Below are 22478 nucleotides of genomic sequence, written 5' to 3' on the forward strand. Positions count from 1 at the left end.
AACACCGTGTGTCGAGGGATGGATGGTGAGTCTGCCTCCGCACCGGAATCCGGTCGGAGGGGACGCGGCGCGATGACCACGTCGTTCGCATTCAAGACGAGGACGGGGTCCATACATAAGGCCGTCGTCTCGAGGAGCCACTGTTCCACGTTGACCGTTCTCGGGGGGAAGCCGCGCGTCTGACGCGACCCGTTCGATCCGGATTCGTTCGGGGGCGGTCAACTATCACCGAGCGGCCGCGTACGGCTCCGTTTCGGCATGCGACGTCCGAGCACATCCGAAATCGGGTGTGGTGTCGGTTCAGGTGGAGCTATGGTGGTCGCGTTCGGTCTCTCCTGTATGGATCGGTCGGGATTCGTCAGGCTCGCGGTGGTTGCCATCGGACTCGTCATCGCGAGTTTCTTCGTTCGCGGGTTCGGTCAACTCGTCGTCGGGCGGGGTAGTGCCGAGATGCTCCAGGCGCCGATACTCTTTGCTGGCTTCGGACTGTTAGTCTACTTGTTCGTGCGCGCAACCCTCGACGCGATCGGTCTCTGGTCGATCGGAAAGTGAACTCGAGCGGATAACAGTCAGTATTTACCACTGCACGGTCGGTCGTCCGTTCGCTCTACGATCTCGTGCGGACACCCCTAGTGGAAGGGCAATCGTTTTTTCGGCGCGCGCGAACGCTCGTGTATGAGTATCGAGATACAGGACGTAGCCGACCTCGGGCCGAACGAGCGTGTTGCCTTTTTCGACCGGGACGCAGGCGTGGAGGCGGTTCGAGGAGACGTTCGGAAGATCGTCGAGCGGGTCCGAGACGAAGGCGACGTCGCTATTCGCGAGTTCACGGGCGAGTTCGACGACGTGGCGGTCGGGAACATCGAGATCACGGATCAGTGCGAACGGGCGTACGACGGTCTCGAGGGCGATATTCGTGAGGCGATCGAGGACGCCGCGACAAACGTCAGGGAGTTCCACGAAGCACAGGTTCCGGAGGACTGGCGAAAAGCGTTCAGCGAGGGTCGAGAGCTGGGACGACGGTTTCGTCCGATCGACCGCGCCGGCGTCTACGTTCCCGGTGGGTCGGCGGCGTATCCCTCGAGTGCGATCATGGGGGTCGTTCCGGCCGTCGTCGCGGGCGTCGATCACGTCGCGGTCGTGACGCCGCCGGCCGACGAGATGAGTCCGGTGACGTTAGCAGCGATTCACGCGGCGGGGGCGGACGTCGTCTACAGTGTCGGCGGCGCACAGGCGATCGCCGGGTTGGCCTACGGAACCGAGACGATCGATCGGGTTCAAAAGATCGTCGGTCCCGGAAACAGGTGGGTTACCGCGGCGAAAGCCGAGGTTCGAGGCGACGTCGAGATCGATTTTCTGGCGGGGCCGAGCGAGCTGGTCGTCGTCGCGGATGAAACTGCAGATCCGGAGCTAGTCGCCGCGGAGCTGGTCGCACAGGCCGAGCACGATCCGAACTCGTCGGTCGTGGCGGTCACGGACGACGAGGGGATGGCACGGGACATCGAGGCTGCCATCGACGAGCAGACGAACGCGCGCGAGCGCGAAGGAACGATTCGCGATGCCCTCGACAACGACGCGAGCGCGGTCTTGCTCGCCCGGTCGATGAGCGAAGCGATTCTGTTCACCGAGGCATACGCCCCGGAGCACCTCACGATCATCGCTCACGACGACGAGTCGATCCTCGAGCGAATCGACAGTGCGGGGAGCGTGTTCCTTGGGCCGCACACGCCGGTCGCGGCGGGCGACTACGCGAGCGGGACCAACCACGTGTTGCCAACGAACGGCGGCGCTCGCGTGACGGGCGGGCTCTCCGTCGAGACGTTCCTCAGGTTGACGACGGTGCAGCGACTCTCCGCCGAGGGTCTCGCCGGACTCAGCGGGACGATCACGACGCTTGCCGACGCCGAGGGACTCGAGGCTCACGCCGAAAGCGTCCGGTTGCGAGTCGACGACCCGAATGGACGGTAGTTCCGTATATCCCCTGTGACGGTCTCAGCTCTCTAAGCACGTCTTACCGGATCTGTGGTGAACTGGTTTTACGTCGCTAGGTATCGTAGTCGAGCCATGGAACCGCGTGACGTCGATCCAACCGACAAGCGCGTCCTCGAGCGAAATTACGATTACGCCCAGAAGAACGTTCGACTGCTCTCGATGTGGTACGATTGTGAGCCGGAGCGAATGGTCGAACTGCTCGCAGACCGGGACATCGAGCTGTCTGGAAACGACTGGCGGCGTTTCGGTGCGTACTATCGATCGATCAGACGGCGCTCGAGGCGATGACGTCGCACCCACGGGGAATATCGTTTCCCCATGGCGTCACAGTTAACATCGTTGCGACGAAAGAGTCGTGTATGAGCACGGACAGTCTAGACGGCGGCGAGGCGGAGACGCGTCCCACGATCGAGGTGACCGAAGACGCGGCCGATCAGGCCCTCGCGTTGCTCGACGGTGAGGGACTCGACGCATCCGAAGCGGGATTGCGGCTGTTCGTCCAGCAAGGTGGATGTGCAGGACTCTCCTACGGAATGCGATTCGATGACGGACCCGACGAGGACGACACGATCTACGAACACCACGAGCTGCGAGTGTTCGTCGATCCGGCGAGCCTGAAGTACATCGGTGGGAGTATCCTCGACTACGAAAGCGGCCTTCAAGCCGAAGGGTTCAACGTGGAAAATCCGAACGTCGTCAGCGAATGTGGCTGTGGCGAGTCGTTCCGAACGTAACGCACGGTCGAGACGGCCGTCTAGTCCTCGAGTTCGAAGGCGACGGTGACTTCTGCCTGATACTCCCGGTTTTCGACGCTTGCGATCTCGACTCCGAGTTCGTCGACCTCGATCCAGTAGACGTTCTGGAGCGTTTCCTCGGCGCGATCGATGGCGTCGTCAGCGGCGGCGTCGAAACTTTCGGTGCTTGTTCCGATGAGGGTGATCTTCTTGAAAACCATTGCGTGTCGTAGTACATGATAAAACAACTTAAACGTACGCGCCGGTCGCCGTCGCGGGTCGGCCGGAGGTTTGGTTCGCGCGATGAACGTTTTTATGGGGGCGACACCAGTGTGAGCGTATGACAGAGAGAGCGGGGTCGACCGACGCGCCCGCCGTCGACGAGCTGACGCCGCCGAACCGTACGCTGATGGGGCCGGGTCCGAGCGACGTTCATCCCCGCGTGCTTCGGGCGATGAGTACGCCGCTGGTCGGTCACCTCGACCCCGCGTTCGTCGAGATCATGAACGAGGTCCAGGAGCTACTCCGGTATGCGTTTCGAACCGACAACACGTGGACGATTCCGGTCTCGGGAACCGGCTCGGCCGCGATGGAGGCGGCGATCGGAAACGTCGTCGAACCGGGAGAGACCATGCTCGTTCCGACGAACGGATACTTCGGCGGCCGAATGGCCTCGATGGCTCGACGCGCGGGTGGGACGGTCGTCGAAGTCGACGCACCGTGGGGAGAACCGCTCGAGACCGACGCGGTCGCTCAAGCCATAGCCGACCACGACCCCGACGTCTTCGGCTTCGTCCACGCCGAGACGAGCACGGGCGTCTGTCAGCCGAACGTTCCGGAGCTTTCGGCCGTCGCTCACGATCACGGCGCGCTGGTCGTTGCGGATGCCGTTACCTCCCTTGGCGGAGTCGAACTTCGCGTCGACGAGTGGAACGTCGACGTCGCCTACGCCGGTCCGCAGAAGTGTCTCTCCTGTCCGCCCGGAGCGAGCCCACTCACCCTTTCCGACGAGGCGATGGAAAAGGTTCTCGCGCGCGAGGAGGACCCCCGGTCGTGGTATCTCGATCTGTCGCTGCTCGAGGGGTATTGGGGTGACGAGCGCGCCTACCACCACACCGCGCCGGTTACGAACGTCTACGCGCTCCGGGAGGCGCTGCGACTGGTCGCGACGGAGGGGATCGAAAACCGGTGGGAACGCCACGAGCGGCTGGCGGGCGCGCTGAAAGCCGGAATCGAGGCGATGGGACTCGAGATGAACGCATCCGAGGAATACTGGCTTCCGAGCTTGAACGCGGTTCGGGTTCCCGACGGCATCGACGACGGCGACGTCTGTCGCGAACTACTCGAGCGCTACGACCTCGAGATCGCAAGCGGCCTCGGGGACCTGGACGGCGAGATTTTCCGCATCGGCTGTATGGGCCACTCCGCGCGTCCGGAGAACGTCGTCTACGTCGTGACGGCGCTCGGTGACGTTCTCGACCGGATGGGTGCTGCCGTCGATCCGAGCGCTGGCGTCACGGCCGTTCGACGGACGATACAATAGGATCGAAACGAGGGTTACGCCGATGCGCGCGGTCCGGGCGGGGCTCGTTCGACCTGATACTCGTCCCCGTCGACGACGATGATCGCCCACTCGTACGCCGGGTCGACGTTATTGAGTCTGTCCTCGAGGCGATCGGCATCGTCGGGTTCCGCGACGAAACAGTGGAACTGTCCCGCCGACGATGTCGGAAGTGAATCGGTCTCGAGGACCGTATTCACGTGGACGACCTTCCACGCACGCTCTGCGCGAAACGCCGGTCCGGTTCCTTCGATGGTGTATCCGAGTTCTGCGAAAATCGACCTGGCCTGCTCGACGAGTCGCATGTTAACAGGACCCATTCAATAGTCGATACACGGCCGACCACCATAAGTGTTAGTCCATACCATGGTATTAACGGTCGGCCGAACGCGAACGACAGCTGACCGGAAGTGGGTTCGAACTGACGCGAAGGTTACTCGTGGGCGGCGTCCCACTCCGTCGGCTTGCGAAAGTTTTCACAGACGTTGCACTTGATGCGCCCCATCGAGTCCATCGCGTTGTCGACGCTTTTGCAGTTCGTACAGAACCAGCCGTACCGGCTGTCGGCGTCTCGAGACTCGTAGGCGACGAGAAACGTGCCCTTGGACCCTCTGGCACCGTCGGCTTCGGAGACGTATATCGTCCCGGTGCCGTCGATCGAGATCGGCTGCATATCGACAGCTACCGTCGCGTTTGATAAATGGCTGTCCCTCTTCGCCGCGGGTCGTGAGGACGGCCACCGACAGCTCGGGTCGTCAGATCGCCAGCGTCCTCCTGTCGTTCCTGGTCGGACGGAAGTATGGTGTGCTTACACACCGCTTCACACACCATTTCCGGACAAACTGAAAAGTTTACCCGCGCGGGAATCGTTCTGGTTCGTAATGGCGCTGGTCGTGGTCCCCGTTCGATATCCCCTGACGAAGCACTCACGGCGAACTCTCGAGCGGGCGCTCGAGGTGGCTCGCGATCGTGACGCGGCGTTGACGATCTTACACGTCGATCTCTATCAGAACGGGCGGAAAGTCACCAGAATCGATCTCAAAGAGGCAGTCGAGGGGACGTTCGGTCCGCTCGAGAACGTCCGGTACATCGTCCGGAGCGGATTTCTGGTCGAGGAGAGTATTCTCGAGGAAGTGGCCGCCGAAGAGGCCGATGCGGTCGTGATCGGGGGCCAACAGGCGAGTCGACTCCGACGAATCTTTCGACGGTTCACCGACAATCCCGACATCAACCAGTATCTTCGGACGCACCTCGATTGTGAGGTCATCACCGTCGAACCTTCGAGGACGTAGATTGATCAGTGGCCGCTGACTCCCTTCATCGGCCGGCGACTCCCCATCTACGCCGGCGACGCGACCGGGCGCGACTAGTCGCTCGAGTCGACGTCCCGAACGACGAATACCGGAACCGACGCGTTGTCGACGACACGCTCGGAGACGCTCCCGAGCGAGGTTACCTTCTCTCGCGGACTCTTCCCTTTCGTTCCGATGACGATCAGGTCGATCCCCCGTTCGTCGGCGTAGTCGAGGAGTATCTTCGAGGGCGTTCCCTTTCGAATCTCGCTTGCGGTCTCGAGACCGGCGTCGGTGGCGCGTTCTTCGACCGTGTCGATCGCCTCGCGTCCGTCGGCCTCGAGCGATCGCTCGATCGCGGAACTGTTTTCTTCGCCCGCAGCTGCCGTTATTCGGCTGTCGACGACGTACAACGCATGAACGGTAGCGTCGTTGTCAGCCGCGATCGGAATGGCGTGTGCGAGCGTTTCTGTGATCGTATCGCTGCCGTCCGTCGGAACGAGAACGTCGTCGTACATCGTGGATCGATGAAGAATTGGATCACGAGGTGTATAATACGCCCGGCGTCACTCCTCGACGGCGTCGTCGTGGGATTGGGGGGACGGATCTGATTCTGGAGTGTCGACGGTCTCGGGGGTTCTGGATACCCGCGCAACGCCGCTGGTCTCGTCGAAGACGTGGTGTCGGTGGGGGTAGGCGAACTCGATGTCGTTCTCGAGGAACCGTTTGCGAACCGCGGCGTGAACCGACGAACGCGCGAGCGTCTGCTTGTACGGCCGTTTGGTCCAGAAGAACAACTCGAGTGCGATTCCGTCGTCGGCGTACTCGCGGATGGTACAGACCGGCGCGGCGGCGTAGCGTGCGCTTCCGATCCGGATATCCGGACCGCCGGAGATGACGGTGTCGACGCTGCGGGCCGCTCGTTCGGCGTGACGTCGTGCGGCCTCGAGATCGCTTTCGTAGGTGATCTCGAACTCGACCGAGATCCGCGTCCGTTCGTCCTCTGCCGAGTAGTTGATGACGTCGCGCTGTTGAATTTCGGAGTTCGGGATAACGATGAACGTGTTCTGGAGCGTGAATATCTTGGTGTACCTGATCGTGATATCCTCGACGAACCCCCGGTGGCCTTCGTCGGTGATCTCGATCATGTCTCCGATTTCGTAGGGACGATCCGCCAGGATGAACAGCCCGTTGATGAGGCTACCGACGAGCGGTGCGAGAACGACCGCGATCACGGCCGAGATGACGGTCACTTGAAGCAGGATTTCGCCGCCGCTGAGACCGAGAATCGCTGCGACGACGATCAGCGTGACGATCAACACGGAGACTCGGACGCCGCGTAACACCGTTCGCGTGACGCTCGGACGCTCGATACGGCGTGCGATCGTTCGACCGGCGAGCCGAACGACGAGCTTCGAGAGGAACCACCCGAAGATCAAAACGACGAGCGCGAGGCCGAGCTCGGTCGGTTCGGGGAAGGTAGACGGAAGCACTCCGTTTACGTCGTCCCCGTTGGATTCGCTCGTCTGGAGAACCTCGAGCATGGCAAAACAGTAATCTTCCCGGTGGTTAAGCGTTCTGAACGGCCCTGTCCACTGCCGTAACCCACGGTTGGGGCTGAGCGAACGGTCCGGTTCGAGGCACGAGCTGCGGCCCGTCGCTCGGGACAACTCGATTTCGAAAACAGGTGCTACTCGAGACATACTAAATCATTTATCCGTTCGGTTCGTCTGTTCCGATATGGCATCAGACGAACTGCGCTCGACCGTCGAGCGCGTGGGCGATCGATTCAACCTCGGGGAGTACGAAATCGACGCCTATCTCACCGTTCTCGAGCAGGGTCAGTTGACGGCCAGCGAGATTTCGGATCGAACCGACATTCCACAGCCGCGGGTGTACGATACGGTTCGCAGCCTCAGCGATCGAGGGCTCGTCGAGTTGCGGGAATCCCGGCCGATGAAGGTCGTCGCGCTGGATCCCGGTGACGCGTTCGACGACGTCCAGGAGTCGCTGACGAAGATGATCGACGAACTCGAGGCACGGTACACGGCACCTGCGCGAGATACCGAGGCCGTCTCGCTCGTCAAGTCGCGCTCGACGATTCTGCGATACTTCGAGGAGGTCATCGGGTCCGCAGAGTACGAACTCTCGCTTTCGTTGACGCCGGATCTCCTGATGCGATTCGAGACGGAACTCAGCGCCGTCGTCGACGCCGGTGTGAGCGTCGACCTGCTAGTGACGCCCGCGAGCGAGGCACCCGATCCGGACGAGTTCGATTACACGGCCGTCGCGACGTCCGCACGCGCTCGCCGCGGTATCACGACGCCGGTGATCGCCGTCGCGGACGGAAACTACTCGATCTACGCCACCCAGGATGCGCTCCGGGACGATCAGGATCGATACGGCGTCATATTCAACCGATCGGCGCTCGGGTTTCTCGTGTCCGGGTTCTTCGGAACCGTCCTCTGGACGACCGCAGAGGAAACTCTCAGCGAGGACGGTGCCGCGAGAACGTATCCTCGGAAGTACGCCTCGATCCGCCGGTGCGTCAAGGATATTCTCGAGGAAGGGGGAGAGTTCTACGCGACGGTCGAGGGACGGGACGTCGAACGCGGCGGCTCGCGGGTCGTTCGTGGCCGAGTTCTCGACGTGTCGTTCGAGGTGAGCGAAGAGGTCGCCGGCCTCACACTCGAGGACGACAGCGGCGAAGAGATCACCGTCGGCGGGCGCGTGGCCGCCCTAGAGGACATCGAATCCCACGAGATCCACATCGGTCGGAACGAACCGCCAGCGATAGACGAGTGACGGCGATTTGCGAGAGGGGACGACGGGAGAAAGCTCCGAAATGCCGTGTACGTTCTCGTTATACCGGTCCGAAAACGGGACTCTCACTGGTACGTTCAGCAATCCGCCCAACGATTAAAGCCCTCAAGCGGTGTGGTGTCCCGCCGGATGCCCCCCGGAAACGCAGGTCGCGAGGGTCCGGACGGGTCCTCACGTCGCCGCTTCGTCAGATCCGTTTCGGCCACGGCGATAGCCGGTGGGGCGGCGATCGCGGGCTGTCTCGGTCGGACGCGGGACGAGGAGACGGTCGTGATGAGCGGCGACACGGACTTCGAGGGTATCATGCACACCGACGACGGGGAACCGTCGGTTCAGGAGGCGTTGTGGGACGCCGGCCTCCCGGAGGAGATCACCGTCGAGGTACAAGCGAGCGTCGACGACTCCGCACAGCGGATGCAACAGTACCAGTCGGCGCTCCAGGCGGGTCGGTCACCCCCCGACATCTTCATGATGGACAGCGGGTGGACGATTCCGTTTATCCTGCGCGAGCAGACGATCAACCTGACCGACGCGCTCCCAGCGAACGTCGTAGAGCGAGTCGAGCGCGACTATCTCGAGGCGGCAGTGGAGACGGCGCGCCATCCCCAGACCGGCGACCTCCACGCGGTACCACTGTTCCCCGATTTCGGCACGGTGCTGTACCGACGCGACCTGCTCGAGAGCGCCGGCTACGACACCAGTGAGTGGGACGCCGATCCGCCAACGTGGCAGGAGTTCTCAAACGCCGTTTCTGACGCCCAGAACGAGGCTGAAACGGATTTCGGATTCACCACACAGGCCGCCGCCTACGAGGGTCTCGCCTGCTGTTCGTTCGTCGAAGTGATGTCCACGTGGGGCGGCGCGTACTTCGGCGGTACGGACACCCTGTTCACGGCCGGCGATCGGCCGATCACCGTCGACGAGGAGCCCGTACTCGAGGCGATTCGCATGATGCGGGCGTTCGTCCACGGCGAGGACGACGAGTACGCGCTCGAGGGATATCCACAGATCTGTCCGAGCGCGATCGTCCAGTGGTCAGAACAGGAGTCCCTCGACCCGTTCGCGAACGGCGACGCCATCGCAAATCGGAACTGGCCGTTCGCGATCGCCCAGACCGGCGCGGAGGACGCGTTCGGGGAAGACCTCGGCGTGACGACCATGCCCTACGCCGTTCCAGCTGAAGAAGCCGAGTTCGAGGGGGTCGGCGGCACTGCGGCAGGACTCGGCGGCTGGCACCTCGCGCTCAATCCGAACACCGATCGAACCGACGAGGCGCTGGCGGTCCTCGAAGCGTTCACTCACGACGACGTCATGCTCACCATCTTCGAGTTACAGGGGTTTCTCCCGCCGGTCTTGGAGCTTGTCGACGAGGCCGATCCGGCTGAGATCGGCCCGGTTGCACGGTACGCAGACGAGATTCGTCTCGCCGGCGACAACGCGGTTCCGCGACCGGTCACCGACGTCTGGCCCGAGCAGTCCGCGCTGATCTATCAGGAGGTCAACGCCGCCTACCGCGGCGTAAAAACGCCAGCGGATGCGATGACCGATCTCTCGGCGCGCCTCGAGCGAAGCGAACGGGACGTGGAGGGACAAAATGACGACTGAAACCGACTCCGATGCGACGACCACCGACGGCGAACGCACCGAGTTTCTGTCCGGTGGCGAACGAACTTCGCGCGATCGAACGGGGAATCCGCTGGTCAACTGGATGGAAAACCTGAGTGAGGCGGCCTACGCGTACCTCCTGTTGCTTCCGGCGTTCGCGTTGCTCGCGTTGATCGCGTTCTATCCGCTCGTGATGACGTTCGTCATGTCGCTCCGAGAGGATCGAACCCGGGGGCTCGAGCCCCTCGGTGGCTTCGTCGGCCTCGAAAACTACGCGGACATTCTCACGGGGAACGCACGCCTCGCCCGGCAGTTCGTCGACGTCACGGTGTCGACGTCGTACCCGTTCGTCGATCTCGGCGTTCCGTTCCTTCAGCAGGCGTTGTTCGTCACCCTCGCGTTCGCGATTATCAGCGTGGTCCTCGAGACGACGATCGGGTTCGCACAGGCGTACGTTCTCGATCAGGACTTTCGGGGGCGACGCTGGGTCCGCGTCGCGATCATCCTTCCGTGGGCCGTACCGATCGTCATTCAGGGGATGATATTCTTTCTGTTGTTCCAGCCGACGGTCGGGTTCGGGAGCGACCTCATGCAGTGGCTCGGCGTCTTCGGTCCCGATCCGCTTGCCGACAGCCAGGACGCGTTCATCATCATCCTCGTCGCTGACGTCTGGAAATCCGCCGCGTTCATGGCGCTGTTGATTCTCGCTGGTCTCCAGAGCATCGACCGAAGCCTGTACAACGTCGCGCGCGTGGCCGGCGCGTCGCCCTGGCAGCGGTTCAAGCTGATCACGCTGCCGCTTGTGATGCCCGCGCTGTTGGTTGCGATGTTGTTCCGGACGATGGACGCGATGCGCGTATACGGATTGATCGAGTCGACTGCTGGATGTACCACCGTTCCGTCCCTGACGTGTCTGGTCGTCGAAGCGATGTTCGGCGGCACCCGGATCTACGCGACGGCCGCTGCGGTGGCCTTTGCGACCGCGGTCGTGATCGGTCTGATCATCTCGGTCTACGTCGTTTTCTTCCGGGACACCGAGGGAGGGCTCTACTGATGAGCGACGAACCATCCACAGACGGCGGCTCCGAGGAATGCCCGTCGAGTGAGGAAACCGCTGCGGACCGACGCTCGAAAGGAGGGTCGACTGACGCCGATCGGTTCGGTGGGGATGCCGGCGGGATATTCGACGAAGAGGCTGACCGCGAACTCGACCGTGGCCCGTTCCAGCGGTGGGCCGCGAACGCAATCACGCATCCCGAGCGCGTCTACCGGTCGATGTTTTACGTCGCGACGATCTTTTTCGTGTTCACGACGCTGTTTCCGTTCTACTGGCTGCTCATGGTCGCGCTGACTCCCGAAGGGCGACAACAGGACATCGTCCTCACGCCGAACGGCTTCAACCCCGGTGCGTTCGTCGAGGTCTTCGAGGTCATCCCGTTTCACTGGTACATGTTCAACAGTTTCGTCATCGCGGCGGCTTCGACGATCATCGTCCTGGTCATCGCGAGCCTGGCCGGCTACGCCTTCGGACGACTCGAGTTTCCCGGAAAGGTTCCGCTCATGTTGATCGTACTGGTGATCTCGTTTTTCCCACCGGCCGCCTTTTTCATCCCGCTCAACGATCTGTTTAACACGCAGTTGGCGGTTCTCGAGCCGATTACGGGCGATGGAAGCCTCTACAATACGCCCGGGGCCATGGTGTTGCCGCTGTCTGCGATCTTCATGCCGCTCGCTATTTTCATTCTCACGACGTTTTACGCACAGATTCCGGACGGACTCGAGGACGCTGCGCGAGTGGAGGGGACGACCAGACTCGGTGCTCTCGTCCGCGTCATTATCCCGCTTTCGGCTCCCGGCGTCGCCACGGCCGGCGTGTTGACCTTCATCGCCGTCTACAACGAATTCTTCTTTTCGTTTCTGATGACCGACGGCCAGCCCGAAAACTGGGCCCCGATTCTCGAGGGTATTCTCGGCTATCAGGGGCAGTACGAGGTGCTGTACCATCTGATGGCCGCCGCGAGTATTATCGGGGTCATTCCGGTCGCGATCCTCGTGATCGTGGCCCAAGAAAAGATCGTCAGCGGACTGACCGCGGGCGCACTCAAAGAGTAAGTTATGGCACGAGTACGACTCGAGAACGTGACGAAACGCTACGAAGACGTCACTGCGGTAGACGACGTTAGCCTCGATATCGACGACGGCGAGTTCGTCACATTCGTCGGTCCATCGGGCTGTGGGAAATCGACGACGATGGAGACGGTCGCCGGACTCACCCGTCCATCAGGGGGACGAGTATACATCGGTGACGACGACGTCACCGATCTCGCCCCGAAAGACCGGGGGGTGGCGATGGTCTTTCAGAACATCGCGCTCTTTCCACACATGGACGTCTTCGAGAACATCTCCTTTGGACTTCGACTCCGGAAGTACGACGACGACGAGATCAGAAGACGGGTCGAAGGAGCCGCGGAAATCGTCCAGCTCGAGGGAATGCTCGATCGGATGCCCGACGAGCTGTCCGGCGGCCAGCGCCAGCGCGTCGCGATCGCGCGGGCGATCGTTCGGAATCCGGACGTCTTCTTGATGGACGAACCGCTCGCGAACCTCGACGCAAAACTCCGCGTCCACATGCGAACGGAACTCCAGCGACTCCATCGCGAACTCGGCACGACGGTCATCTACGTCACGCACGATCAGGCCGAGGCGATGACGATGTCCGACCGGATCGCCGTCCTGAACGAGGGAAAACTTCAACAGATCGCGCCACCGCTCACCTGTTACAACGAACCGGCCAACCGATTCGTCGCCGGTTTCATCGGATCGCCGTCGATGAACGTTGCCGAGGGAGAGCTGGTCGAAGGGGGGCTCGAGACGGAGCACTTCCGGATCGAGGTGGATCGAGCGGTCGTTTCCGACGCGAGCATCGGAGATGCCCTCACGTTCGGTGTTCGTCCGGAAGATGTCCACCTCGAGGCCGAATCGTCGTCGATCGAGTATCCGACGGATCCGATCACCGCCCGGACGGATGTCCTAGAGCCGATGGGCGACGAGGTGTTCGTCTACCTCGTCCTCGATGAGGGAAGTTCCCGGTCGATGGCCCAAGACCCCGCGACGGCAGCGGACCAGCTGTTGATGAGCGTGACGCCCGACACGGAGATCCGAGCAGAACAGTCGGTCGAGGTCGTCCTAGATCGATCGAAGTGCCACCTGTTCGAAACTGAGACCGGCGACGCACTGACACACGGAGTCGTCCGCCGTTCGGGAAGCGACTCCGGAACGGCTGAGACACAGGCAGATGACTGACGATCGGTCGCCGGCCGTCTGCGGACACGGTGGTCTCTCGCACAGGTACGTTTGCCAATGGACAGAAGGTACTCGAGCACGTATATTGGTATAGCTACATATGATGTATGCGGTTGAAGTAAGACGTCGCTTTCGCCCGCGATAATGACAACAAATTTGAAAGACATTCGAACCGGTATCGTCGGCCTCGGAAACATCGGCCAGTACCACGCCGAACGCCTCGTCGAGCTTGGAGTCCCGCTCGTCGGCGGGATGGACATCTCTCCGGAGGCGCGAAAGCGATTCGCGCGCCGATACGACGTCGACGTCTACGACGATCACACGGAGCTCTACGACACCGTCGATGCCCTGGTCATCACGACTCCGAACAAGTATCACGAGGAGTACGCGGTCGACGCCCTCGAGTGTGACCGCCACGTTCTCCTCGAGAAGCCGCTGGCTCACTCGCTCGATAGCGCCCGACGAATTGCCGAGGCGGCCGCGGCGGCCGACAGTCGGTGCATGGTCGGCTTCAACAATCGCTTTGCGAACACCGTCCGGATCGTTTCGGATCGAATCGACCGCGGAGAACTCGGAGCGCTGTCACACATCGAGGCGAACTACGTCCGACGGCGGGGGATCCCTGGCCGAGGCACGTGGTTCACCCGGCGTCAGATCGCCGGTGGCGGCGCACTCATCGATCTGGGCGTTCACGCGATCGATCTCGCACTCTACGTGCTCGACTATCCCCCCGTGGAGGAAGTAAGCGGTGTCACGCGATCCGAGTTCGGCTCGCGAAGCGAGTACGCCTACCTCGAGATGTGGGCCGAAGACGCGGGACCCGGCGGATTCGACGTCGACGACTCCGCGAGCGCGTTCATCCGCTGTGCTGGGGGAAAAACGATCTCCCTCGAAGTGGCGTGGGCGACGAACCGGCCGGAAAACCACGAATTCGTCATCCGGGGAACCGATTCCGCCGCTCGGTTCGATCTCCTCGACGGGGATCTCAGCTTCTATTCTGCGAAAAAGCACGGCCCGGACCACCTCGAGAATACGGTCATCGAAACCCCTCAAAACGATACGCACTCCGACGAGCAGGCTGCCTTCTTCGATCGGATTATCGCCGGTGAGGACGACCAGAGCGTCGAGCAGGCACTCGTCGTTCAGCGCGTCGTGGATGCGATCTACTCCTCGAGCGAGCTGGGAGCGTCGATCTCGATGGACGAATACGACACGTAGTGAGTCGTGACCGCGACCGACCTTTTTGTCGACGGACGTGGTCCGCGTGCACATGAGGACCGAACGAGACCTGATTCTCGAGATCGACCGACGCGAGACGACCGTCGAAACGCCACTCACCGTCCGGGTCCGGGATCGAGAGAACCGACCGATCGAGGACGCGATCGTTTCGGTGGGAACACAGCGCAGACGAACCGACTCAGCGGGTCGGTGTGAGATAACGATCCGGTCGCCCGGTTTCTGGAAACTGACTGCAACCAGACGGTCGTCGAACCGGGTGAGCTATCGCCCGACCGCCGCACTGGTGCGAGCCGTCTCGAGAGCAACACCGGTCAGACGAACACACCGTCTCCCCTCGCGATGAGCGACGGCGTCGTTCCGACGCTGAACGCACTTTTTTGACGGTAGCCGTCTAGCGGTAGACAATGGCCCGGATAGCGAACCTGTGGGTGTATCCCGTCAAAGGACTGGACCGGATGTCGGTCGAGGAGATCCGGATCAACGACGCTGGAACATTTCAGGGAGATCGTGCCTACGCGCTCGTCGATCCCGAAGAACGTTCCCGTATCGAAGATCGGACCGATTCGGTCGAAAAGACGTTCAACGGCAAGGAGATCGACGATCTGCACTCGTTCGAGTCGGCGTTCGATCCGGAAACCGAGACGCTCACCCTCCGAATAGACGAAACCAGCGAAACGTCACGGTTCGATCTCTCGACGGACCGCGATGAGGCGAGCGACTGGTTCAGTGAGTTCGTCGGAGAGGCCGTCGAGTTACGCGAACGTGGTCCACCGTCGTTTATCGATCGGCCGAAACTCGGTCCCTCAGTCATCAGCACCGGAACGCTCGAGGAGGTCGCCTCCTGGTTCGATTCGATGTCCGTCGAGGGTGCTCGCCGGCGGTTCCGACCGAATATCGAGATCAGCGGCGTTCCGCCGTTCTGGGAGGATCAGTTCCTCCGGGAGAATCCGTCAGGGTTCGACGTTGGACGGACTCGCTTCGAGGGGGCTGAGGCGTGCGCCCGGTGTGTCGTTCCATCGAGAGATCCCGACACTGGCCGGGAGACCGAGAATTTCTCGGCGCGGTTTTCCGAGCGACGCGAGCAAACCCTGCCCGAGTGGGTCGACGAGGACGCGTTCGAACACTTCTTTACGGTCATGCTCATCACGAGCGTTCCGGAACGCTCCCGTGGTACCACGGTCCGAGTCGGAGACGAAGTTTCGGCCAACCAGGACCTCGAAACGGCGTAGCTGGTCGCTTGCTGGTCGGCGAGTTGATCCGTTTCGAACGAGCGCTTTCGGCCAATACTGACGCGATCAGTCTTCGATCGGCGTACCGACCGAATTGTTGGAGTGGGATGAATCGGTCACCTCGACGCGACCGTCGCCATAGACAGTCACGTCGTAGCCTTCGTACTCGAGCAAGAGACGAGTGGTCTCTGACGTGCGCGCTGGTGTACGAAACAGAGAATCGAGGGCTTCCGGGTTCACGACTTCGTACAGCGGTTCGTACTCCGGAGGCTCGATTTCGGTCACATCGACGCCTTCGTGTGCAGCGATCGCTTCGATAATCGCCTGTGATGGAGGGACCGCGTCACGTGGCGGCGACGTCTTGTCCGGTGAGGACATATTCGCATCTAACACCTTCTGCCGGATAAGCATGATGGCGCGGCGGTCAGACACCACTGTCGACAGTTGTACTACTCTGTCCCCTTCGCACGTTTGAAGGTAGCAATCGCTCGTTCCCGCCGCTCTGCGTGGTCCACGATCGGGGCCGGATACGACGGTGCAACGCGCTCGCGCTCTGTGCCTGAGAGTTCGTGCCAGCCGTGAATCCGGTCGGGAGTGGCCGCCTCGAGTTCCGGAACGTAGGCTCGGATGTACTCGGCGTCGGGGTCGTACTCGCGTCCCTGTTTCATCGGGTTGAACACCCGAAAGTAGGGCTGGGCATCGGTTCCGGTCGATCCCGCCCACTGCCAGCCACCGACGTCGTTCGCCGTGTCGTGATCCGCGAGCTTCCGTCGGAACCAGTCGTATCCCTCACGCCAGTCGATGAGGAGATCCTTAGTCAGAAAGGATGCGACGAGCATCCTGACGCGATTGTGCATCCACCCGTCGTCTACGAGTTGGCGCATTCCCGCGTCGACGATCGGGTATCCCGTCCCCCCGTTCCGCCAGGCCTCGAGTTCGTCCGGGTCGTCTCGCCACTGTATCTCGCGATCGAACTGAGAGAAGTTCTCGGCCACCGTTCCTGGATTGTACGACAGGACGTGCGCGTAGAACTCGCGCCAGGCCAGTTGGCGCTGAAACGACTCGACGCTTTCGCGGTCGGTCGTCGACGAGGCCCGGTCGGCAGCCCGCTGGGTCGCTTCGAACAGCTCCCGAACTCCGATCGTCCCCCACTTGAGGTGGACGGAAAGCCGTGACGTTCCACCAGTGGCAGGATAGTCCCGAGTCCCTTCGTACTCGTAAATCGGCCCCGAACAAAAGGATGAAACGCGTTCACGTGCGGCTGACGGCGTCACGGTCGGAAGCGTCGCGTCCGGTTCCTCGAACCCGAGATCCGACAAAGAGGGGATCCCCTCAATCGACTCAGAGTCGGTGCTGACTTCGTCGTCGGCCGAGGGTACTGCAGCCAGGTCGGTTGGCTCCGGCGGGTCCACTGGCTCGCGTTTGTCCCGGTCTCGCCACTTCTTCCAGAAGTACGAAAAGATGGAGTAGTGGTCACCGCTGTTGGGCGTGATCGAACCCGGCTCGTGATGGATAGCGTCGTGAGCCGTCTTGCAGACGAACCCCTCGTCTTCGAGCGCCGCTGTCACTGCTCGGTCGCGCTCGCCCGCAAGCCCGCTGTAATCTTCGTTCCAGTAGACGGCATCCGCGTCGTACGCGGCCGCCACTCGAGGGAGAACGTCACTCGGCTCACCGTATTCGACGAGCAGGTCACTTCCCAGATCGAGGTACCACTCTCGAAGCGCACCCACGGCCTCGCGGAGACACGCGACCCGCGGCGGCGTTGCGTGCTCGAGGATCGTGGGATCGAAGACGAACAGCGGGACGACGGGATCGCCAGATTCGGCCGCTCGAGCGAGCGAGAGATTGTCGGATGTCCGCAGATCACGACGGTGCCAGTGGATGCCCATGTCTACGTAATACGCTTCGGAACGTGAAAACGTCCGGATACCGGCGAGGAGGTGGAATTATTCATACGGACTGCTGTGTGTTGTTTTCGGCGCAACCGAGACCAGTTCTGCGGTCGCTCCGGTGAACCGTTACAGCAGACCGCATCACTCACCGCCCGTTCGTCGCAACCGGTCATACCGCCGGTCGAGATACTGTCGCGTCGATTCGAGGATTCCGTCGACCGTGTACGTTCGGCCGATATAAACGCTGACGGCGGCGAGGATCGTTCCAGCGACTACGTCCGAGAACCAGTGAATTCCGAGATACATCGTCGAAAGCGCAACGCTGATCGCGAGGACGCCGGAGATCGGAAGCCAGAGTGGATACTTCGCTCGGGTCAGCCACGCGACGAAAAAGACCGTCATCGACAACGACGTGTGTAAGGACGGGAAGACGTTCGTATTCTGATTGACCCGATGAGTCAACAGTCCCGATTGGGGAAACGCATCGTAGAGCACTCCTTCGATGATCGTCGGATCGACGTTTCGCGGACCGTACGCGATAAAGAGCGCATAGCAGATCAATCCGATTCCGTAGTTCGCAGTAAACGCGAGCAACAGCGTCCGGAGGTCCTCTGAGTCCTCGAGTGCGAAGTACGCGATAAACGGAAACAACAGCAAGAATGCGTAGCCGTAGACGTAAACGAAGATGAAAAACGACGTTACCTCCGGTGACTGGATCGACTGGAGGAGGACGATCGGGTTTACGGGGAGAAGCGCCTGCTCACCGAACTCGAGTTCGAACAGAAGCGGCGTAATATTCGTTCCGAGTACCCGCCGCTCGAGGCGCATGAACGGATCTACCGTCGACCATCGGAGGGCGAGTACGACAGCGAGGGCGGCTAGAGGGAGCGTACAGACCTCGATACGTCTTCGAAATCCCGACAGAGAGGCCATAAACCGTCGAGGGCCGACGATGACGAGCGTTGCCGTTACGAGCATCGTCACCACGACGATCACCAGTTCTAGGACGAGACCGACGAGGGACATTCGGGTACGGTGCTAGCTATCGCCTGCAAGACACTAATACCGATCGGTTACTGCGTTCGGACGTTCCAGAGGCGATATCGACTCGGACGGTTCCGGGAGCCCGACTCGGGGGTTCCGAGAGCCGACTCGGACGATTTCGATAGTTCGACGGTCATTCGAGCAACCTTTCTTCTTCGTAGTGGTAGCCAGCCGCCTCGAAGAGCGAGCGTACCTCTTCGACGTCGATCTCACCGTCCGTTCCAGGAAACGTCGCGACCGTCGAGGTGGTATCGTCCTCCCGATCGTCCTCGAAGATGCCCAAAAGTGATCGTTTCGTCGTCGCCGGTTCGGCAAACCCATCAAAAAATTCCTCGACGACGTAGTCGCGATCGACCAGGCGAGAGAGGATCTGTCGGAACCGATGGTTACCAAGCGGTGTACGCTGATGGTTGTATCCAACCATGTAAAACGCAGGAGTTTGTCCCGTGAGAAGCCGCGTCCCGTCGTCGTTTTGAACCGTTTCGATCTGATCGGATGGTAAGGTGGTCGCAGTAACGTCGGTCATGCCCTCCCGTAGCGCATCGACCATCGCTCCCGGATTGGGATCGATTCGAAACTGGATCCCCGTATACTGCGAAAACCCGTCGAATACGGCGGGTCGATCCGCTGATTGTTCCCGGAGGACGTGCTCGTCGAACGGCTGGAGATCGACTTGATCACTCGTCACGTCGTCGATCGAGAACAGCCCCGATCCGACGGGTTCCTCGTTGTCCGAGACGAGCGCATCGGTCTGGCGCTCAGCGATCACTTCCGATCGAGCGTCCCAGATATGTTCCGGTAACAGCGGGACCGTTAATGCACGAACGGCAACGGATCTGTTCGGATACGTCTCGGGGTCTGTGACGGTGTTGCCAAACGAAAATCGCACGGTGCTGGCGTCGAGCCGTTCGATCTCCGAAACGAGCGTTTGGCGACTTCGAAACCGTTGTGCTGGAATGTGTCCCTCGACGTCACCCAGCGCCGTATCGTTGAGAAACCGGTTCGTAAAGACGACATCGTCGGCAGTGAGAGGAGTTTCGTCGTGCCACGTCGCCCCGTCTCGAAGCGTCACCGTTGCCCGCAGTTGATCCGCTTCGTGCCAGGAAACGGATTCTGCGAGCCACGGAACGTACTCTTCAGTGTGGGGGTTTCGAACCAACGGATCGTAGAGCAGATCCAACAAACCGGGTATCCGGTTTCGATCGACGACCACCGGATTCAACCGGTTAGCAAGCGCCTCGCCGGAGACGCCAACGGCGATCGGATTCTCGCGGGGACCATCAGCGGGCTCTCGAGCCATGAGATCGACGTACTCGTACGGATCGTGTGGTGGGACCGATGCGTCGGTCTCACGACGAGTTCCGCCGGTTCGTTCGGGAAACGCGACGACTGTATACGGGGCGGTTTCTTCGAGAAACTCGACCAGCTCGGAGAGAACGTCCCGACGCCGGTTCTCGGCCGAACGTTGTTCCTCTAACAGTTCGTCGACCGTTCGATCGGAAAACTGGAAGGGGTTTTGCCATCCACGTTCGCTGACGAACTGCGAGTGAAGCAGACCATACAGAGCGTCGTAGTCGTCGAATCCGGGATGACGAACGACGAAGACGTCGTAATCTCGCTCGAGGAGGACCTCCCTGTGAAGGTCGGCTTTCGCACTCGGGACGTGAGCGACGTCGATCCCAGCCGCCTGGAAGTTCTCCCGGAGCTGACTCAGAATCATCGCTGCGAACGGATCGTCGTCGGCGGGAACCGTCTTGATATCGAGTTCGATCTGATCGGGACCTGCGTTCTCGGCGCGAGACCAGAACACCTCCGAGCAGCCGGCGAAAGCACTAGAAATGCCAACACCAGTACCAGCAAGTAGATCTCGTCGCGTCGTCGACGAAGCGCCCTCGTCCATATATGCTTGTCCGTGGATATGCCACCGCCCTGTATATGGCTTACTCTCGAGGCGATGGCCCCGATCACTGCCTTCGATCGGGGTCGGTTCCGTCCTCGAGGATGCTGTCGGTTGGAGCGAACCGTCGTTAATGAGTGACTATTCGGCTGTCAGTAGTTTCTTCGATCGAAGAATCTCTTTTCCTCGTGTGTATGGAGGCCATAACAATGGCTGTAATCAGGTACTACGGTGACGTGGCATCCGTTCCCACGAACGTCCGATTCGTTCGGTAGAACCGGTCGGCTGTCCTGGGAGCGGCCACGAGAGACAACCATGAAACTCGCACTAATCGGCTTCGGTCAGGCAGGCGGGAAGATCGTCGACGAGTTCCTTGCGTACGACGAGCGGGTCGGTGACGGATTCGTCCAGACCGCGATTGCGGTCAACTCTGCAACGACGGATCTCCACGGACTCGAGCACATCCCGCAGGATAATCGCGTTCTGATTGGACAGGCACGCGTCAAAGGACACGGCGTCGGTGCCGACAACGAACTCGGTGCCGAGGTCACCGAAGAGGACATCGACGAGGTACAGGGCGCGATCGACAAGATCCCCATCCACGAGATCGATGCGTTCCTCATCGTCGCCGGAATGGGCGGCGGGACCGGCTCCGGCGGCGCTCCGGTTCTGGCGACGCATTTGAAACGAATCTACACCCAACCCGTGTACGGACTGGGCATCCTTCCCGCAACGGACGAAGGCGGAATCTACACGCTCAACGCGGCTCGCTCGTTCCAGACGTTCGTCCGCGAAGTGGACAATCTGCTCGTCTTCGATAACGACGTCTGGCGCAGCGCCGGCGAAACAGTTGCAAGCGGTTACGACCGAATCAATCAAGAAATCGTCGAGCGATTCGGACTCCTGTTCGCCGCCGGCGAAGTCAACCAGGGTGATCACGTCGCAGAGAGCGTCGTCGATTCCTCGGAGATCATCAACACGCTCGACGACGGCGTTTCGACGATCGGATACGCCCGCGAAACCGTCGACTCCTCGAGCGACGGCCTCCTCTCGACGTTTCGCGACACCGACGAGTTCGACGAGGGAGCAGCGACGAACAGAATGACGAGCCTCGTCAGAAAGGCTGCTCTCGGACGATTGACCCTGCCCTGTGATGTCGCGAGCGCAGACCGAGGACTCGTCGTCACGACCGGCCCGCCGGAGCACCTGAATCGGAAAGGTGTCGAACGAGGTCGACAGTGGCTCGAAGACGAGACCGGCAGCATGGAGATTCGCGGTGGTGATTATCCGATTCCGGATTCGAACGAAGTCGGTGCGATCGTCCTCCTTTCCGGCGTGACGGACGTTCCCCGGGTCAACCAGCTCCAGCAGGTAGCGATCGAAACGCAGGACAGAACGAACGCGCTTCAGGCCAAAGCCGACGAGGATCTCGCGTCGCTGGTCGATACCGGCGGGGAACTCGACGCGCTGTTCTGAGTTATACCCTTGGGATCAGCTGGTTTGCTCACGAATCGATCGGTTTTTCACAGCCCTCACCGACACGAGCGTTCGGTGAATCGCCTCGGGGTCTAACGGATTAGCTAAGTCCTGGGAATAGTTCTACTCCACCTGCCGACGGCTGGTTCCTGTAGTGGTACTATCTCGGACAGCTGTTCCCAATACTTCTCTCGATCATTAAGCCCCGAGGTATTCTCGGAGACCCTCGATAAACTTGATGCCACGATATCGAGCGGTGCTTTCGAACGGAGAGACCACAGGCGATAGTACTTCTGTACGGGAGTCACACGATTTCTCCCCGCCATCCGAACCGCAGAGCCAGCAGTCACCGATCAGTAATGGCCGCCTTCGTTCATTAAGTACGATATTT

The 22478-nt window shown here is 61.2% G+C and carries 24 protein-coding genes; 15 read left to right on the forward strand and 9 right to left on the reverse strand.

Annotated features, from left to right (window positions below; genetic code table 11):
- Window positions 1-339: 339 nt before the first annotated feature.
- The 4 genes from EA462_RS06890 to EA462_RS06905 all read left to right on the forward strand — a co-directional run bounded on the left by EA462_RS06890 (window position 340) and on the right by EA462_RS06905 (window position 2726).
- Window positions 340-552, forward strand: coding sequence for a hypothetical protein (locus EA462_RS06890; RefSeq protein ID WP_124178451.1), 213 nt, complete (start codon window positions 340-342; stop codon window positions 550-552).
- Between the two features lie 123 nt (window positions 553-675).
- On the forward strand, window positions 676-1968 hold the full coding sequence (gene hisD / locus EA462_RS06895; protein WP_124177837.1) for a histidinol dehydrogenase: 1293 nt from the start codon (window positions 676-678) through the stop codon (window positions 1966-1968).
- Between the two features lie 96 nt (window positions 1969-2064).
- A complete protein-coding gene (locus tag EA462_RS06900; protein WP_124177838.1) occupies window positions 2065-2280 on the forward strand; it encodes a hypothetical protein in 216 nt (71 codons plus the stop codon).
- A gap of 71 nt (window positions 2281-2351) precedes the next feature.
- The gene (locus tag EA462_RS06905; RefSeq protein ID WP_124177839.1) at window positions 2352-2726 is read left to right on the forward strand and encodes a HesB/IscA family protein; all 375 of its coding nucleotides are present in this window, start codon (window positions 2352-2354) and stop codon (window positions 2724-2726) included.
- Between the two features lie 20 nt (window positions 2727-2746).
- Here EA462_RS06905 and EA462_RS06910 read toward each other — a convergent pair whose 3' ends face one another.
- Entirely contained in the window at window positions 2747-2947 is a 201-nt protein-coding gene (locus EA462_RS06910) for a dodecin (protein WP_124177840.1), read from the reverse strand.
- A gap of 119 nt (window positions 2948-3066) precedes the next feature.
- On the opposite strand from EA462_RS06910, the gene EA462_RS06915 reads away from it, so the two are divergent.
- Window positions 3067-4269, forward strand: coding sequence for a pyridoxal-phosphate-dependent aminotransferase family protein (locus EA462_RS06915; protein WP_124177841.1), 1203 nt, complete (start codon window positions 3067-3069; stop codon window positions 4267-4269).
- Between the two features lie 14 nt (window positions 4270-4283).
- Here EA462_RS06915 and EA462_RS06920 read toward each other — a convergent pair whose 3' ends face one another.
- Both EA462_RS06920 and EA462_RS06925 read right to left on the reverse strand, forming a co-directional pair.
- Window positions 4284-4592, reverse strand: a complete 309-nt coding sequence (locus tag EA462_RS06920; protein ID WP_124178452.1) for a DUF7116 family protein — start codon at window positions 4590-4592, stop codon at window positions 4284-4286.
- Between the two features lie 128 nt (window positions 4593-4720).
- Window positions 4721-4960: a DUF5816 domain-containing protein gene (locus tag EA462_RS06925; RefSeq protein ID WP_124177842.1), complete on the reverse strand. Its 240-nt coding sequence runs from the start codon at window positions 4958-4960 to the stop codon at window positions 4721-4723.
- A 208-nt stretch (window positions 4961-5168) separates the two neighbouring features.
- Here EA462_RS06925 and EA462_RS06930 point away from each other — a divergent pair, with 208 nt between their 5' ends.
- Window positions 5169-5579, forward strand: coding sequence for a universal stress protein (locus tag EA462_RS06930; RefSeq protein WP_124177843.1), 411 nt, complete (start codon window positions 5169-5171; stop codon window positions 5577-5579).
- Window positions 5580-5653: 74 nt separating this feature from the next.
- On the opposite strand, the gene EA462_RS06935 is transcribed toward EA462_RS06930, so the two are convergent.
- Both EA462_RS06935 and EA462_RS06940 read right to left on the reverse strand, forming a co-directional pair.
- On the reverse strand, window positions 5654-6097 hold the full coding sequence (locus EA462_RS06935) for a universal stress protein (protein WP_124177844.1): 444 nt from the start codon (window positions 6095-6097) through the stop codon (window positions 5654-5656).
- Window positions 6098-6145: 48 nt separating this feature from the next.
- Window positions 6146-7123, reverse strand: a complete 978-nt coding sequence (locus EA462_RS06940; RefSeq protein ID WP_124177845.1) for a mechanosensitive ion channel family protein — start codon at window positions 7121-7123, stop codon at window positions 6146-6148.
- A 196-nt stretch (window positions 7124-7319) separates the two neighbouring features.
- Here EA462_RS06940 and trmB point away from each other — a divergent pair, with 196 nt between their 5' ends.
- The 8 genes from trmB (at window position 7320) to EA462_RS06980 (ending at window position 15778) form a co-directional block, all read left to right on the forward strand.
- Window positions 7320-8384, forward strand: a complete 1065-nt coding sequence (trmB, locus tag EA462_RS06945) for an HTH-type sugar sensing transcriptional regulator TrmB (protein ID WP_124177846.1) — start codon at window positions 7320-7322, stop codon at window positions 8382-8384.
- Window positions 8385-8531: 147 nt separating this feature from the next.
- A complete protein-coding gene (locus EA462_RS06950; protein ID WP_124177847.1) occupies window positions 8532-10007 on the forward strand; it encodes an extracellular solute-binding protein in 1476 nt (491 codons plus the stop codon).
- The gene (locus EA462_RS06955) at window positions 9997-11061 is read left to right on the forward strand and encodes a carbohydrate ABC transporter permease (protein WP_124177848.1); all 1065 of its coding nucleotides are present in this window, start codon (window positions 9997-9999) and stop codon (window positions 11059-11061) included. Before EA462_RS06950 ends, EA462_RS06955 begins: the two co-directional genes overlap by 11 nt.
- Window positions 11061-12119: a carbohydrate ABC transporter permease gene (locus tag EA462_RS06960; RefSeq protein WP_207891638.1), complete on the forward strand. Its 1059-nt coding sequence runs from the start codon at window positions 11061-11063 to the stop codon at window positions 12117-12119. Before EA462_RS06955 ends, EA462_RS06960 begins: the two co-directional genes overlap by 1 nt.
- 3 nt (window positions 12120-12122) lie before the next feature.
- Entirely contained in the window at window positions 12123-13310 is a 1188-nt protein-coding gene (locus tag EA462_RS06965) for an ABC transporter ATP-binding protein (RefSeq protein ID WP_124177849.1), read from the forward strand.
- A 144-nt stretch (window positions 13311-13454) separates the two neighbouring features.
- Window positions 13455-14528 (forward strand): Gfo/Idh/MocA family protein, encoded by a 1074-nt coding sequence (locus EA462_RS06970; protein WP_124177850.1) that lies wholly within the window; start codon window positions 13455-13457, stop codon window positions 14526-14528.
- Between the two features lie 52 nt (window positions 14529-14580).
- Window positions 14581-14892, forward strand: coding sequence for a carboxypeptidase regulatory-like domain-containing protein (locus tag EA462_RS06975; RefSeq protein ID WP_124177851.1), 312 nt, complete (start codon window positions 14581-14583; stop codon window positions 14890-14892).
- Window positions 14893-14953: 61 nt separating this feature from the next.
- Window positions 14954-15778 (forward strand): MOSC domain-containing protein, encoded by an 825-nt coding sequence (locus EA462_RS06980; RefSeq protein WP_124177852.1) that lies wholly within the window; start codon window positions 14954-14956, stop codon window positions 15776-15778.
- Window positions 15779-15844: 66 nt separating this feature from the next.
- Here the strand turns inward: EA462_RS06980 and EA462_RS06985 are convergent, their stop codons facing one another.
- The 4 genes from EA462_RS06985 to EA462_RS07000 all read right to left on the reverse strand — a co-directional run bounded on the left by EA462_RS06985 (window position 15845) and on the right by EA462_RS07000 (window position 20614).
- Entirely contained in the window at window positions 15845-16156 is a 312-nt protein-coding gene (locus tag EA462_RS06985; protein WP_124177853.1) for a HalOD1 output domain-containing protein, read from the reverse strand.
- A gap of 71 nt (window positions 16157-16227) precedes the next feature.
- Complete coding sequence (locus tag EA462_RS06990) at window positions 16228-17667, reverse strand: cryptochrome/photolyase family protein (RefSeq protein WP_124177854.1); 1440 nt, start codon at window positions 17665-17667, stop codon at window positions 16228-16230.
- 144 nt (window positions 17668-17811) lie between these two features.
- Window positions 17812-18696, reverse strand: coding sequence for a phosphatase PAP2 family protein (locus EA462_RS06995; protein ID WP_124177855.1), 885 nt, complete (start codon window positions 18694-18696; stop codon window positions 17812-17814).
- 151 nt (window positions 18697-18847) lie between these two features.
- The gene (locus EA462_RS07000) at window positions 18848-20614 is read right to left on the reverse strand and encodes an ABC transporter substrate-binding protein (protein WP_124177856.1); all 1767 of its coding nucleotides are present in this window, start codon (window positions 20612-20614) and stop codon (window positions 18848-18850) included.
- A 312-nt stretch (window positions 20615-20926) separates the two neighbouring features.
- On the opposite strand from EA462_RS07000, the gene EA462_RS07005 reads away from it, so the two are divergent.
- Window positions 20927-22087, forward strand: a complete 1161-nt coding sequence (locus EA462_RS07005; RefSeq protein ID WP_124177857.1) for a tubulin/FtsZ family protein — start codon at window positions 20927-20929, stop codon at window positions 22085-22087.
- Window positions 22088-22478 lie beyond the last annotated feature (391 nt).

Origin of the sequence: Natrarchaeobius halalkaliphilus (genome assembly GCF_003841485.1) — an archaeon.
Taxonomy (GTDB): Archaea; Halobacteriota; Halobacteria; order Halobacteriales; family Natrialbaceae; genus Natrarchaeobius; species Natrarchaeobius halalkaliphilus.